At 75.2% G+C, this 14,243-nt stretch carries 15 protein-coding genes; 7 read left to right on the top strand and 8 right to left on the bottom strand.

Features of this window, described 5'->3' with window-relative positions; translation table 11 throughout:
- The first annotated feature begins 63 nt into the window (after positions 1-63).
- The 4 genes from SM577_RS12030 to SM577_RS12045 all read left to right on the top strand — a co-directional run bounded on the left by SM577_RS12030 (position 64) and on the right by SM577_RS12045 (position 3,935).
- Positions 64-1,242, top strand: coding sequence for a sensor histidine kinase (locus SM577_RS12030; RefSeq protein WP_474586909.1), 1,179 nt, complete (start codon positions 64-66; stop codon positions 1,240-1,242).
- Between the two features lie 46 nt (positions 1,243-1,288).
- Positions 1,289-2,446, top strand: coding sequence for a hypothetical protein (locus tag SM577_RS12035; protein WP_474587063.1), 1,158 nt, complete (start codon positions 1,289-1,291; stop codon positions 2,444-2,446).
- Positions 2,419-3,132: a response regulator transcription factor gene (locus SM577_RS12040; RefSeq protein WP_302919124.1), complete on the top strand. Its 714-nt coding sequence runs from the start codon at positions 2,419-2,421 to the stop codon at positions 3,130-3,132. Before SM577_RS12035 ends, SM577_RS12040 begins: the two co-directional genes overlap by 28 nt.
- 74 nt (positions 3,133-3,206) lie before the next feature.
- A complete protein-coding gene (locus SM577_RS12045; protein WP_302919125.1) occupies positions 3,207-3,935 on the top strand; it encodes a hypothetical protein in 729 nt (242 codons plus the stop codon).
- Here SM577_RS12045 and SM577_RS12050 read toward each other — a convergent pair.
- The 3 genes from SM577_RS12050 to SM577_RS12060 all read right to left on the bottom strand — a co-directional run bounded on the left by SM577_RS12050 (position 3,817) and on the right by SM577_RS12060 (position 6,348).
- Positions 3,817-4,797, bottom strand: coding sequence for a GlxA family transcriptional regulator (locus tag SM577_RS12050; protein ID WP_474586910.1), 981 nt, complete (start codon positions 4,795-4,797; stop codon positions 3,817-3,819). The two genes, SM577_RS12045 and SM577_RS12050, sit on opposite strands and share 119 nt — an antisense overlap.
- A 3-nt stretch (positions 4,798-4,800) precedes the next feature.
- Entirely contained in the window at positions 4,801-5,409 is a 609-nt protein-coding gene (locus tag SM577_RS12055; RefSeq protein WP_302919127.1) for a cysteine hydrolase family protein, read from the bottom strand.
- 189 nt (positions 5,410-5,598) lie between these two features.
- On the bottom strand, positions 5,599-6,348 hold the full coding sequence (locus SM577_RS12060) for a lysophospholipid acyltransferase family protein (protein ID WP_302919128.1): 750 nt from the start codon (positions 6,346-6,348) through the stop codon (positions 5,599-5,601).
- Between the two features lie 116 nt (positions 6,349-6,464).
- Between SM577_RS12060 and SM577_RS12065 the strand changes: the two genes are divergently transcribed.
- On the top strand, positions 6,465-7,112 hold the full coding sequence (locus SM577_RS12065; protein ID WP_474581946.1) for an alpha/beta hydrolase: 648 nt from the start codon (positions 6,465-6,467) through the stop codon (positions 7,110-7,112).
- Positions 7,113-7,176: 64 nt separating this feature from the next.
- On the opposite strand, the gene SM577_RS12070 is transcribed toward SM577_RS12065, so the two are convergent.
- Positions 7,177-9,237 (bottom strand): amylo-alpha-1,6-glucosidase, encoded by a 2,061-nt coding sequence (locus tag SM577_RS12070; protein WP_302919130.1) that lies wholly within the window; start codon positions 9,235-9,237, stop codon positions 7,177-7,179.
- On the bottom strand, positions 9,234-9,608 hold the full coding sequence (locus tag SM577_RS12075) for an SCP2 sterol-binding domain-containing protein (RefSeq protein ID WP_302919131.1): 375 nt from the start codon (positions 9,606-9,608) through the stop codon (positions 9,234-9,236). Before SM577_RS12075 ends, SM577_RS12070 begins: the two co-directional genes overlap by 4 nt.
- Before the next feature lie 239 nt (positions 9,609-9,847).
- On the opposite strand from SM577_RS12075, the gene SM577_RS12080 reads away from it, so the two are divergent.
- The gene (locus tag SM577_RS12080) at positions 9,848-10,957 is read left to right on the top strand and encodes a DNA glycosylase AlkZ-like family protein (protein WP_474586911.1); all 1,110 of its coding nucleotides are present in this window, start codon (positions 9,848-9,850) and stop codon (positions 10,955-10,957) included.
- A gap of 127 nt (positions 10,958-11,084) precedes the next feature.
- On the opposite strand, the gene SM577_RS12085 is transcribed toward SM577_RS12080, so the two are convergent.
- Positions 11,085-11,501 carry a CBS domain-containing protein gene (locus SM577_RS12085; protein WP_302919133.1) on the bottom strand — a complete coding sequence of 139 codons (417 nt, stop codon included), beginning with the start codon at positions 11,499-11,501 and terminating at the stop codon, positions 11,085-11,087.
- An 88-nt stretch (positions 11,502-11,589) separates the two neighbouring features.
- Between SM577_RS12085 and SM577_RS12090 the strand changes: the two genes are divergently transcribed.
- Positions 11,590-12,171, top strand: a complete 582-nt coding sequence (locus SM577_RS12090; protein ID WP_474586912.1) for a nucleotidyltransferase family protein — start codon at positions 11,590-11,592, stop codon at positions 12,169-12,171.
- A 68-nt stretch (positions 12,172-12,239) separates the two neighbouring features.
- On the opposite strand, the gene SM577_RS12095 is transcribed toward SM577_RS12090, so the two are convergent.
- Together SM577_RS12095 and SM577_RS12100 are read right to left on the bottom strand one after the other, a co-directional pair.
- Positions 12,240-12,626 (bottom strand): PPOX class F420-dependent oxidoreductase, encoded by a 387-nt coding sequence (locus tag SM577_RS12095; protein WP_474581974.1) that lies wholly within the window; start codon positions 12,624-12,626, stop codon positions 12,240-12,242.
- 101 nt (positions 12,627-12,727) lie between these two features.
- Entirely contained in the window at positions 12,728-13,753 is a 1,026-nt protein-coding gene (locus SM577_RS12100; protein WP_474586913.1) for an aspartate-semialdehyde dehydrogenase, read from the bottom strand.
- Positions 13,754-14,243 lie beyond the last annotated feature (490 nt).

Genomic DNA, 14,243 nt, shown 5'->3' on the forward strand with positions numbered 1-14,243 from the left:
TCCGGCGTCTATCTCCGCAGCGCGGGCCCGGATCGGGTCGTTGTCGCAAAGGACTTCTCCCCGATGTCGGCCGTTCCCACTCCGACCACGCCCCCGGCCCTGCTGGACAACCCGGCCGGCGGCGCGTTCGCGCTCATCTTCACCACCCTCCCCGCACTGCTCCGGCTGACCTGCGGGCTGGTCGGCGCGGCGGTGGCGCTCGCGGTCCGCACCCCGCCCGTGGAGCCGGCGCTGCTGGTCCCGGCCGTGGCCGCGCTGACCGCCTGGTCCCTCTGGTACGCGGTGCGGGCGCTGCGGCACGGCGTCACCGGGCCGCTGGTCGCCGGGGACGTGGCGCTGACCGCCGCCACCTGCCTGGCGATCCCGGTTCTGGTGGCACCGGAGGTGCTGCCCGGCGAGGGGAGCTGGGTCGCGGTGCTGGCCAGCACCACCGTGATCAACACCCAGGCCACCGCGCCGGCACGCTGGTCGGTCCCGGCCGGGCTGCTGGTCACCGCCGCCTACGCGGCCGGCGCGCACACCGCCGGCAACCCCGACGAGGCGACCGCGCACGCGGCGACCCTGCTGGTGCAGACGGCCTGCACGGCGATGATGACAGCGGTGATGCGCCGCCGGATCGGCCGGGCCGACCGCGGCTTCGCCGAGCACCAGCGGTTGACCCGGGACGCGCTGGTGGCCCGGACCGCCCGGGACGCCGAGCGGCGGCAGAACCGGGACCTGCACGACACCGTGCTGGCCACCCTCACCATGGTCGGGCTCGGCGCGGTGGCCGGCCCCTCGCCGCGGCTGCGCGAGCGCTGCGCCGCCGACCTGCGTACCCTCACCGCGCTGGCCGACGCGCGGTCGGCGCCGGACGACGGGCCGGCGCCGCTGGCCGACCGGCTCACCGCGGTGCTGCACCGGCTGCCCGAACTGCGGGTGACCGCCGAGCTGACACCCTGCGCGGTGCCCGGGCCGGTCGCCGAGGCGCTCGCCGAGAGCGCGTACGCCGCGCTGTCCAACGTGGTCCGGCACGCGCCCGGCGCCACCGCCGCGCTGCGGCTGGACCGGGTGGCCGGCACCGTCGCGGTGGAGGTCGCCGACGACGGCCCCGGCTTCGACCCGGAGCGCGTGCCGGCCCACCGGTACGGCCTGCGGGAGTCGGTCCGCGGCCGGATGGCCACCGTCGGCGGGCGGGCCGTGGTCGAGTCCGCACCCGGCGCCGGCACCCGGATCCGGCTGGAGTGGCCCGGTGTCCACTGAGACCGCCCGCGCCACGACCGCCGGACCCACCGGCACGGGGTCCACGGTGGCCGGGTCCACGGTGGCCGGGCCGGTGGCGGTCGAGGCGCGACAGGCGGCGGCGGCCGTGGCCAGCGTCTCCGACCGGGGTGCCCGGATCGTGGTGGTGGCCATCGCACTCGCCTGGCACACCGCGATCGCGCTGCCCGCCGTGCTGGCGGCCCGGGCCGACCTCGCGGCCCCGGCGGTGGCGGCGGCCGGCTGGCTGGTCGTCGCGGCGACCGGCGTGCTGGCCGGCGTACGGCTGCTGCGCGGTGCCCCGCTGCCGGCCTGGCCGCTGGCGATGCTGCTGCTGGTGGTCGACGCGGCGGTCTTCGCGGCGGCCGGCGGGGAGCAGCTCTTCACCGCCGCCAACTGGGGGTGGGGCACGCTCGGCTGGTTCTTCGTGCTGGTGCTCTGGGGGCGGCGGGTGATCGGGCTGCTCGCCCTGCTGGCCGCGCACTCGCTGATCGCGCTGGTCGCCGTGCTCGGTCACGGCGCGACCGCCCCCGCCGACCTGGCCCGCTACGCGATGTACGTCTACGGCACCCTGTCGCTGCCGGTGGCGGTCTTCGTGGGCGGCGCGGTGATCGCCACGCTGGCCCGGCAGCGGGCCGCCGCCGCGGCGACGGCGCACGCGATGGCGGCGGAGCGGGAGGCCGCCGAGCGGGCCCGCCGCGACCGCCGGGAACGGTTGGCGCTGGTCAGCGGGACCGCCGAGAAGGTGCTCGCCGAGCTGGCGGACGGGCGGGCCGACCCGGCCGACCCGGACGTGCAGCGCCGCTGCGTGCTGGCCGCGGCCCGGCTGCGCCGGCTCATCGCCGAATCCGACGACGTGCCGGACCCGCTGCTGCACGAGCTGCGGGCGGCGGCGGACCTGGCCGAACGGAGCGGCCTGCCGATCGACCTGGTCACCATCGGCACGCCCCCGCCGCTCCCGGTGGAGGTTCGCCGGCGGCTGGTCGACCCGCCCACCGCCGCCCTGGCCGGCGCCCGCGACTGGGCCCGGCTGACCGTGGTCGCCGGGCCGGACGAGGTGGTGGTGAGCCTCGTCGCGCCGGACCGGGACGGCCCGGCCGGCAGCGGGCCACCGACGGCCTGCGACGACGACGGCGACGGCCGGGTGGAACTGCTTCACGAACACGACGGGGAGATCAGATGGACGCAGACCCGGTGGCGCCGGTGACCGGCGAGCGACCGGTGGGCGTGGCGATCGTCGACGACCATCCGGTGGTGGTCGAGGGGGTACGGGCCTGGCTGGCCACCGAGCCGCGGCTGACCGTACTGGCCACCGGCGACGATCCGGACGAGGTGCTGCGGGCCGCCCCGGCCGCCGACGTGGTCCTGCTCGACCTGCGGCTGCACGGCCGGATGGCGCTGGACAAGCTCGCCGAGTTGAGCGCGGCCGGCCGGCGGGTGGTGGTCTACTCCGAGCACACCGACCCGCAGACCATGCTCGCCGCGCTGGACGCGGGGGCGGTGGCGTTCCTCGCCAAGCACGAGGGCCGGGAGCACTGCGTGGCCACCGTGCTGGCCGCGGCCAGCGACCGCCCGTACGTGCCGCCGGCGCTGGCCGGGGCGATCGTCGGCGACGCCCGCCCGGACCGGCCGGTCCTGTCGGACAAGGAACGCGAGGCGCTGCTGCTGTGGTTCCAGTCGATGTCGAAGGCGTCGGTGGCCCGCCGGATGCGGATCAGCGAACACACGGTCAAGCAGTACGTCGACCGGGCGCGGATCAAGTACACCCGGGCGGGGCGACCGGCCGCCACGAAGGCGGCACTGCTCGCCCGGGCGATCGAGGACGGCCTCATCCGGCCGGAGGAGATCGGCATCTACCGGTCACAAGCGTCCTACGACCGGCCGACCCCCTAACGGGTGTCATGACACCGTGGCCCGGTTCGGCGACGCTCGGTGGGTAAGGCCGTCTGCTCCGGGAGATCCTGACCATGCATGACGACGCGTCCCCCTTCTTCATCGGTCCGCACCGGTTCGACGCGCCGGACGACGACGTCGCCCCGGTGCTCGACCGGCGCCACGAGCTGGTGCCCGACCCGGGTGAGCGGGTGCTGTGGCGGCACCGGCTGCACGCCGCCGGCTACCTGCTCGGCCCGACCGAGGCGTGGCAGCGGTGGGCGCTGCCCGCCGCGGTGTCGGTGACCGTCACCGACCGGCGGATCGCGTACGCGGGCAGCGGGTGGCAGCTCGCCGTGGTCGGCGGGGCGCGGGACAACGCCCGGCACCGCCGCCGCGCCCGGACGCCGGGCCTGGTCAGTGGTCAGATCCGCTGGCAGTGGCCGTCCCGGCTGGAGCTGGTGCCGGCCGGACCGGACCGACCGGCCCGACTGCTGGTGGTCTGCGACGCGCTGCGCACCATCTGGCAGCCGGCACTCGCCCTGGCCGGCCCGGTCGACGAGGTCACCGAGCTGGCCCGGCAGGTACGCCGGTCGGTGGCGACCTTCCGGCTGACCCGGCCGCAGCTGGTCGACCTCTCCCCGGCCGAGCGGGACGTCTTGCGGCTACGCGCCGGAGGCGGGCCGCTGGCCGGCGACGGGCGGATCACGCTGCCCGGGTCGCTTCCGGTGGAGTTCCGCTCCCGGGACGACTACTACCACCCGACGGGCTCGGGCTCCGGTTCGCGCGGGCCCGCAGCCGGCGCAGCATGCGGGCGTCGGTGAACCCCACGGTGCGGGCCGCGGCCTCCACCGTGCTGCCGTGCCCGATCAGGTGCTCGGCGCGTTCCACCCGCAGCAGCTGCTGGTAGCCGAGCGGGGTCAGCCCGGTGGCCTGGCGGAACAGCCGGGTGAGGGTGCGCTCGGCGACCCCGCCGGCGGCGGCCAGCTCGGCCAGCGGCAGCGGCTCGGCGAACCGGGAGTCGATCAGGTCCTGCACCCGGTGCACCGCGTCGGACAGGTGCGAGCGGTGCCGCATCATGGCACTGGCCTGCTGCTCGTGGCCGTTGCGCCGGGCGTAGACGACCAGCGTGCGGGCGATCCGGGCGGCCGCCGCCGGGCCGTGCCGGGTGGCCACCAGGTGCAGCGCCACGTCGATGCCGCTGGCGATGCCCGCCGAGGTGACCACCCGGTCGTCGACCACGTAGAGCACGTCCCGGACCACCCGGGCCGCCGGGAACCGGCGGTCCAGGTCGTCCTGCACGTCGTGGTGGGTGGTGCAGCGCCGGCCGTCGAGCAGGCCGGCCCGACCCAGGGCGTACGCGCCGGCGCAGACGCTGGCCACCGTCCCGCCCCGGGCGTGGTGGTCGGCCAGCCGCCGCAGGCCGTCCGGGCCGACCGGCCCCTGCGGGCCGTGCGCGCTGGTCCGCCACCCGGGCACCACCACCAGGTCGTCGCGGGTCAACTCGGGCCAGTCCAGCCCGGCCACCAGCGGGACGCCCTGCACGGTCGGCACCTGCGGCCGGTCCGCGACGTAGTGCAGGCGGTAGTCGTACCCGAGATCGGCGGCGGTGGAGAAGACCTGGGCCGGCCCGGCGAGGTCCAGCAGGTGCACCTGCGGGACGAGCAGGAAGACGACCCGGGCCACGGCTCAGCCCCGCGCGCCGGCCGGGACGGCGCCGGTCACCTCGGCCACGGTCCGGACGGTGGCGAACCGGCCGGCCAGCGCGTACTCGGTGCGGGCGATCATCTCGTCGGTGGAGAGGGTGCGCGGGTCGGCGAGGATCTCGGCCAGGGTGGCGGTCTCCGGCAGGTCCCGGTGCGGGGTCGGGAAGGTCACCGTGGCGTCGGTCACGAAGGTCATCTCGTAGCCGAGGTCGCAGCCGACCCGGGTGGTGGTCTCCACGCACTGCTCGGTGCGGATCCCGCAGACGGTGATCTCGCGGATGCCCGCCAGGGTGAGCATCTGCTGGAGGTTGGTGGTGGTGAACGCGTTGTGCGACGTCTTCACCAGGGTCGGCTCCCCCGCCGCGGGGGCCAGCCCCTCGATCAGCCGGACGTGCCCGTGCGCCGGGTCGAAGACGCCGCCGCTGCCGGGTTCGGCGTGCAGGACCCAGACCACCAGGTCGCCCCGGTCGCGCGCCGCGGCGACCAGCCGGTCGACCGCGCCGACGATGTCGGGGTTCGAGGCGTACGCCCAGATCGGGCGCTGCCGGAAGGACTCCTGGACGTCGATGACGACGAGTGCTGCTCTGCTCATGCCCTGAATCCTGGCTGGCCGGGGGTCGTGCCGGCAGACACCATCCTGCCCCGCTGCGGAACGATCCGGCCACCCTCCCACCCCACCCCACCCCAGCCCACGCTTCCGCGATCTTGCACTTTCCGCCCCTTCTCTGGGGCCTTTGCCGCGTTTGCCGGGGCACCGAGTGCAAGATCGCGGGGAGGTGGGTCAGGCCGGGGAGGTGCGGCGGGGGCCGGCGTCGAGGGCGGCCGCCTCTTCCGGGGTGGGGGCGGTGCCGCCCAGGTGGGCGGGAAGCCACCAGCTGTCGTCCGGGCCGGCGGGCGCCTCCGGATACTCCCGCTGGGCCCGGTCGACCAGCGCGGCCAGCCGGTGCTTCAGCTCGGCGGTCATCGCGTTCGCGTCCGGGTAACCGGCCGGGTCCATCGGCTCGCCGACCAGGATGGTGATCGGGGTGTGCCGGCGGGTGAGCGTACGCGGGCGGCCCTTGGTCCAGAGCCGCTGGGTGCCCCAGAGCGCCACCGGCAGGACCGGCACGCCGGCCTCCTGGGCCATCCGGGTGGCGCCGCTCTTGAGCTCCTTCACCGTGAACGACCGGCTGATCGTGGCCTCCGGGAAGACGCCGACCACCTCACCCCGGCGCAGCGCGCTGACCGCTGTCGCGTACGACCCGGCGCCCGCGCGGCGGTCCACCGGGATGTGTCGCATGCCGCGCATCAGCGGGCCGGACACCTTGTGCCGGAACACGGACTGCTTGGCCATGAAGCGGACCAGCCGCTTCGCCGGGTGCGCGCCCAGGCCGCAGAAGATGAAGTCCAGGTAGCTGACGTGGTTGCTGGCCAGCACCGCCCCGCCGGTACGCGGGACATGGTGCGCGCCCTCGACGGTGATCTTCAGGTCGAGGACGCGGAACATCGTCTTGGCGGCGGCGATCACAGGCGGGTACACGAGTTCCGGCATCCGCAGACGGTACCCCGCGGAGCTGTGAGTCACGCCAGGGTCGATCGACCCGTCGGCCCGTCTGCCGTCGGCATACCGGGTGGGCGGGCCCGGCCGGGCCGGGGCAGGCTGGCGGGATGACCGAACGTGCGGTGCTGCTCTGGATCCACGGCGGCGGTTGGCGGGCCCGCTCGACCGAGGACGGCGCCGCCCTGGCCCGCCACGGCCTGCGCGTGGTGCCGGCCACCTACCGGCTGGTCGACCGGGCGCACTGGCCGGCCCAGCTCGACGACGTACGCGCGGCGGCCCGGCAGGCCCGCGCGGCGGCCGAGGGTCGTCCGCTGCTGGTGGCGGGTGACTCGGCGGGCGGCATGCTCGCCCTGCACCTGGCGCTGCGCGGGGTGGACCGGCCGGACGACGTGACCGCCGCCCTGGCCTACTGGCCGCCCGTCGACCCGCTGGCCGCCGACTGGCGGCGGCTGCGCCGCCCCGACGACCCGTGGGCCGGTCTGCTCGGCCATCCGCCCGCCGCCGGCGACCCGGCGACCGTGGACGCGACCGTCGGCACGCACGCCGGCAACCGGGTGCCGGTGCTGCTGGTACACGGCGTCGACGACCGGTCGGTGCCGGTCAGCCAGTCGGTGGACCTGGCGGCGGCGCTGCTGGCCGCCGGGCACCCGGTGCACGCCTGGATCACCCACGGCGGGCACGCGCTCGACCTGCACCGCCCGGACCTGGCCGCGGTGGCCGGGGCGTTCCTGGACACCGTCCTGCCACCCGCCTGACGCCGGTGAGCGAGCGGAGCCGCCGGCGGAGCAGACCCGGTCCGCCGGCGGCTGGACGCTCCGGTCAGCCGGCCGGCTCCTCGATCTCCATCCGGCCCCGGGCGAACGCGTCCACCCGGCCCCACCGGCCCGGGATGTCCAGCACCTCGATGCGGCCCATCCCGACCGGCAGCCGCGGCTCCACCGCGAGGTGCCCCTCGTGCGGTTCCAGGCCGAGCATGGTGCGCAGCAGCAGCATCGGGGTGCCGGTCGACCACGCCTGCGGGCTGCACGCGGTCGGGTACTCGACCGGGAACTTGGTCAGCTCGCGCGGGTAGCCGCCGAACGCCTCCGGCAGCCGGCCCTGGAAGTAGCGGGCGGCGTCCAGGATGCCGCTGGCGATGATCGCCGACTCCTCGGCGAAGCCGTACCGGCGCAGGCCCCAGGCGATGAAGGAGTTGTCGAACGGCCAGATCGTCCCGTTGTGGTAGCCGATCGGGTTGTAACGGACCTCGCCCTCGGCCAGCGTCCGCACCCCCCAACCGGAGAAGAGCCGGGGCCCGACCAGATGCTGGGCGATCTTCTCGGCCCGCTCGTGGTCGACGATGCCGCTCCACAGCAGGTGCCCGATGTTGGAGCTGAGCACGTCGCACTGCCGGCCGTCCGGGTCGAGGGCGAGCGCGTAGAACTCGCCGTCCTCCACCCAGAAGTCCCGGTTGAACCGCTCCTTCAACTGCGCCGCCTCGCGCTCCAGCCGGTCGGCGTACTCGGGGTCGTCCCAGAACTCGCGGGCCAGCCGCGCGGCGCGCATCTTCGCGTCGTACGCGTACCCCTGCACCTCGCAGGTGGCCCGGGGGAACGGCGGCAGCTTGCCGTCTCGGTAGGAGACCGAGTCCCAGGAGTCCTTCCAGCACTGGTTCTCCAGGCCGGTGTCGCTGTTGCGCCGCTCGTACCAGATGTAGCCGTTGCCGACCAGGTCGGCGTAGTCGTCGACCCACTTCAACGCCGCCCGCGACTCCTGCTCCAACTCCTTGACCAGCGCGGCGTCCCCGGTCCACTTCTCGTACTCGTCGAGCAGCACCACGAACAAGGGGGTGGCGTCCACCGAGCCGTAGTACGGCGTGTGCGGCTGCTCCTCGAAGGCCGCGGTCTCGCCGTAGCGCATCTCGTGCAGGATCCGCCCGGGGTCCTCGTCCCGGAAGTCGTCGAACCGGGTGCCCTGCAACGCGGCCAGGATCCGCAGCGTGGTCTGGGACAGCTGCGGCGTGAAGGGAAGCGTCTGCAGGCAGGTCAGGATGCTGTCCCGGCCGAACATGGTCATGAACCAGGGCAGGCCGGCGGCCGGCAGGGTCGCCCCGCCGAGGGAGAGCGGCGAGAAGCGCAGCGCCGCCAGGTCGATCAGGCTCCGCCGGTAGGTGCTGGCCAACTCCTCGTGCTGGGTGTTCACCTTGGGCGCGTTGCGCAGCCACTCCTCCAGGTCGTGCTGGAGGGCGAGCCGCTCGTTGCCGTGCGCCCGCAACCCCATCCGCAGGTCCCGGCCACCCGGCCCGACCGCCATCGTCTGGACGTCGATCCGGGTGTCCCACTGCTCGTTGGGTTCCAGGTGGACGGTGTACGCGAGGCCCTGCCGGTCGTAGCGGGCCGGCACGGACGAGCAGATCACCGTCTCCCGCTTGAAGTTGCCCCGCCGGTAGCCGAGCCGCAGCCGGTCCGGCTCCGCCTCGGAGTAGAGCTCGCCCTTCTTGTTCAGGATCTCGTCCTTGACCTGGAACAGGTCGGCGAAGTCGGCCGCCGCGTCAATCCGGATCTCCAGGTCGACCGGCTTCTCGTCGTGGTTGAGGATGGTCAACTGCTCGCGGAAGCTGCCGCCGACCGCGCGTTCCCGGATCACCGAGAGCTTGGCGTCGATGTAGTGCGTCGCCACCCCGGGCACCAGGAAGAACCGGGCCTCGTAGTACTGGAGATCGTCGTAGGAGAGGGCGTTGAGCCGCTCCCCGTTGATGGTCAGTACCCAGGTGGACAGGTACCGCATGTCGAGGGAGAAGAGGCCGGTCGGCTCGGTCGGCGTCGCCTCGATGTCGCCGGTGTCCTCGGAGACCACGAAGGTGTTGCCGTCCAGGATCCGGATGGTGCTGCTCTGGCTCATCGCTGCATCCCCCTCTCGAAGCGCCGGCGCGGCCCGCGACTGTCCGGCGGGCCGGGGAAGAGCCGTTCGACCTGCACCACCAGCCGGGCGTCACCGGTCACCGTCATGTCCCCGCGGAACAGCGCCGCGATCCCGTTCTCCCGCCCGGTGGCCAGGTCCTCGAACAACTCCGGCGTGGTCCCGACGACGGTGTCCGCCTCGGCGTCCTCCTGGGTCACCTCGACCCGGCCCCGATCCATCCGCAGCAGCCAGTGCGTGGTCTGCGCCCCCTCGTGCAGATCGAAGCGCAGGGTCCCCTTGGTCTTCGCCAGCACGGGTTCGAACCCCCGCCGGTCGAGATCCTCGAAGAACCTCGTGGTCGCGTCCACCATCGGGCCCTCTCCTCCCCGTCGGTCGGTCCCGGCTCCCCGCCGGCCCGGGTGGGGGCGTTGTGCCACGTACGTCCCACCGTCCGGCGTTCGGCCTCGGTGCACCGGGTCCCCGGCCGGAGCGGCGTCAACCTCGCCCGGATCGGGTGAGCCGGCGCCCGGTTCTCCCGGCCGGGCAGTAGCCTCCGGGAAAGCCGGGCGCAGGAGCCCCGGGAGAGCCGGGGTGGAGGTCGGGAGGTCGGATGGCCAGGGGCGGGACGGAGGTCAGCCGGGAGCAGGTCCTCGCCTACCGGGCGGCCGCGCAGGAGCTGCACCGCCCGGGGCGCGCCGCGGCCGACCTCGCGGTGCTCGACCTGGGCGTGCAGGACACTCCGTACGGCTCGGCCCGGCTGGCGCTCGCCGCCCGGGGCGCGCCCACCGGCGACGACCGGCTGGAGCTGGTCTGGTCGATGCGCGGGGCGCCGCACCTGCACCGGCGCGCCGAGCTACCCGAGCTGGCCGCCGCGATCTGGCCGCTGGACGACGCGGACGCCACCCGACGCCTGCCCGGCCGCATCCGCGAGGGGGCCCGGCTCGGGCTGGCCGCCTTCCGGGTCACGGCGGACGCGTTCGCCGCCGTGGTCACCGCGCCGATGGCCCGCGGCGACGTGAGCCGCGCGGTGAGCGACCGGGTGCCGGCCGAGCTGACGTACGACTGCGAGCCGTGCGGCGCCCGGCACATCTCCGGGGCGCTCTTCCAGCAGGCCGGCCTCGCCGGCGGGGTACGCCTGGCGGTCTCCGGGCGGTCGGCGACGCTCGCCCCGCTGTCCGGCTGGACCGGCCCGCCGGAGCGCGCGGCGGGCACCGACGCGCTGGTGCTGGCCTACCTGCGGTTGCTCGGCCCGGCCGCCCCGGCCGAGGTGGCCGGCTTCCTCGGCACCAGCGCCGGCGCGTTGCGCGGGGTGTGGCCCGAAGGGCTGGCCGAGGTGCGGGTGGCCGGGCGGCGGGCCTGGCTGCCGGCCGACCGGCTCGACGCGCTGCGCGAGGCCCGGCCGGCGCCGGGAGTCCGGCTGCTGCCGCCCGGTGACCCGTTCCTCCAGGCCCGGGACCGCGACGTGCTGGTGCCGGAGAAGGCCCACCAGAAGCAACTCTGGCGGATCATCGGCAATCCCGGCGCGCTGCTGGTCGACGGCGAGGTGGCCGGTGTCTGGCGGGCGAAGGTGGCGGGCCGGGGCGCTCTGGAGGTGACGGTCACCCCGTTCGACGGCCGCGCGCTGCCGGGCCGCGCCCGCCGCGAGCTGGAAGCCGAGGCGTCCGTCGTGGCCGCCGCGCGGGGCGCCACCGAGGTGCGGGTGGGCGTCGAACCGGCCTGACGTCCCGCACGCCGCGGGGCCGCGCCGACGCCACCCGGGCGCGGCGGGGCGCGGGCTCACACGGCGCCACGGAACGCCGCGAAGCCGGCTCCCCGCACCGGAGAGCCGGCCTACCGCGGCGGACAGGTCAGTTGTTCGGGTCGTCGGCGCTGATGTCGGCGAGCACCGACTGGGGCTCCCGCTCGACCGCGAGGTCGCCCATGGACACCAGCCCGACCAGGCGCCCGTCGTCGACGACCGGCAACCGGCGCACGGCGTAGGTCCGCATCAGGTCCGCGGCGGCCACCGCGTCGTCGTACTGGCTCACCGTGATCACGTCCTTGCTGGTGATCCGGTTGAGCGCGGTGGTGTTCGGGTCCAGGTTCTCCGCGACGGCCCGGACCGTGATGTCCCGGTCCGTGACGATGCCGACCACGTTGTCGCCGTCGGTCACCACCACGTCGCCGATGGCGCTGTCACGCATCTCCTGCGCCGCCGCGGTGAGCGTGTCGTTGCCGTCCATCGTCACCAACCGGGTCGTCATGAACTCTCCGACCGTTGTCATGGTGCTCCCCTCTCGGTTCGGCACCGGCGGTCTACCCGCCGCCCCGCCGGGGTAACGCCCCGGCCCCGCGCCCGGCTAGCGTGTCGGCGTGGGTCGGGACGAGCGGGAGCTGGGCGAGCTGGTCCGGGGCAGCCCGTGGGTGCTGCGGGCGCTGGCCGTGGTACGCGACTCGGGGTTGCCGGACGCCTGGATCGGCGCGGGCACCCTGCGCGACCTGGTCTGGGGCGAGCGCTACGGGGACGGGTTCGATCCCGGGGCGGTCCGGGACGTGGACGTGGTCTTCTTCGACCCCGGGGATCTCAGCCGCGACAACGACCACCGGGCCACCGCCCGACTGGTGGCGGCCTGGGCCGAGCCGCCCTGGGAGGCGCGCAACCAGGCCGCCGTGCACACCTGGTACGCGGACACGTTCGGCGGTGACCCGATCCCGCCCTACCGGAGCGTGGCCGAGGCGGTGGCCACCTGGCCCGAGTACGCCACCGCGGTGGCGGTCCGCCTGGACGCGACCGACCGGCTGGAGGTCTGCGCCCCGTACGGGCTGGCCGACCTGCTCGGCGGGGTCTGGCGGCACAACCCGGTCCGGGTGGACGTGGCCCGGTCGCGGCAGCGGCTGGCCCGGCACCGCCCCGCCCAGCGCTGGCCCGGTGTCACGGTCGTCGAGCCGGGCTGACGCGCCAAGCACCCGACGGATCCGACCCGTTGTGCCGGGCGGATCGGCGCGGGCGCGGTCCGCGCGGGTCAGCCGCGGGGCGGGGCGCCGTAGACGCGCTCGACGTGCAGCCGCAGCACCAGCCGCCGTTCGGCGACCATCGCGCGCCGGTAGTCGTCCCAGTCCGGATGCTCGCCCTGGATCGACCGGTAGAGCCCGACCAGTTCCTCGACGGTCGCGTCGGCCGGGTCGGCGGCCACCGGGGTCAGCTCGGCGCGCGCCTCCGCGACCGCGTACGCCCAGCCGTCGTCGCTGCTCACGTGGAAGCTGGCCCGCGGGTCCCGGCGGAGGTTGGCCGTCTTGGCCCGGTCGTCGGTCACCGACACCCGGATCAGGCCGCGCTCCCGGTCGAAGGCGTAGACCACGGTGGACAGCTGCGGCCGCCCGTCCCGGCGGATGGTGGCCAGCACCCCCATCCACCGGCCGGCGATCAGGTCGGTCAGCGCTTCCTGGGTACGGTCGTCCGGCACCGCGTCCTCCTCGTCGAGTCGCCTCGCCCCGTCATCCCCGCTCCGGGTCAGCCCAGCTCGGCGGCCACCAGTTCGGCGATCTGCACGGCGTTGAGCGCCGCGCCCTTGCGCAGGTTGTCGTTGGAGCAGAACAGGGCGAGACCGTGCTCGACGGTCTCGTCGGCCCGGATCCGACCCACGTAGGTCGGGTCCTGCCCGGCGGCCTGCAGTGGGGTGGGCACGTCGCTGAGCGCCACGCCGGGCGCGTCGGCCAGCAGCTCGCGGGCCCGTTGCGGGGTGATCGGCCGGGCGAACCGGGCGTTGACCTGGAGCGAGTGGCCGGTGAAGACGGGCACCCGGACGCAGGTGCCGGAGACCTTCAGCCCGGGGATCTCGAGGATCTTGCGGCTCTCGTTGCGCAGCTTCTGCTCCTCGTCGGTCTCCTCCGAGCCGTCGTCGACGACCGAGCCGGCCAGCGGGAGCACGTTGAACGCGATCGGCTGGGCGAAGGAGCGCGGGGCGGGGAACTCGACGGCGGCGCCGTCGAAGGTGAGGCCGCTGGCGTGCTCGACGACCTTGCGGACCTGCTCGTCCAGCTCGGCCACGCCGGCCAGGCCGGCGCCGGAGACCGCCTGGTACGTCGAGACGACCAGGCTGACCAGCTCCGCCTCCTCGTGCAGCGGGCGCAGCACCGGCATCGCGGCCATCGTGGTGCAGTTCGGGTTGGCGATGATGCCCTTCGGGCGTACGGCGGCGGCGTGCGGGTTCACCTCGGCGACGACCAGCGGCACCTCCGGGTCCATCCGGAACGCGGACGAGTTGTCGATCACGACCGCGCCGGCGGCGGCGACCCGGGGTGCGAGCTCCTTGGCGGTGCCCTTGCCGGCGGAGAAGAGCACGATGTCCAGGCCGGTGTAGTCGGCGGTGGCCGCGTCCTCCACGGTGATCTCGCCGTCCCGCCAGGGCAGCGCCCGCCCGGCCGACCGGGCCGAGGCGAACAACCGCACCTGCTCCGCCGGGAACTCCCGCTCGCCCAGCACCTGCCGCATCACGCCACCGACCTGGCCGGTGGCCCCCACAATGCCGATCCTCATGCCCGCGAGGCTACCCAGCCCCGGCCCCCGACCGGGAACGCTTTCCCACCGCCCGGGCCCACGCCACACCAGGCCCGGCCGGCGCCGCCCGCGCGCCGGAACGGCCCGCCGGCCGCAACGACCTCGCCCCTACGCGCCCCGCTCCGGAAGATTCGCGGACCACCGCCACCCCCACCGCAGCATCCCCACCGGTCCCACGCCCGGCGCCCCCGCCAACCCGCCACCCCGCCGAAGCCCACCAGCGACCCACATCACAGCCGGCTTGATCCCACTCAAGGTCCCCGAAGTTGCGCCATCCGCCGCCGGACACCCCCATATCCCCGACCCGGTGTGGATCAAGGAAGCATGGCGCTGTCTCGTTCCCGGCACCCCTGGACGCACCCGGCCCACGACGGGGTGTGGCCCGCCGTGACCGGCGCAGGGATCAAGCCTGACCGCCCCGAGCCGGGCACGGCGGGCCACACCCCCGGCCGACCCCCACGGAGAGCGC

Source organism: Micromonospora desertarenae (assembly GCF_056150265.1).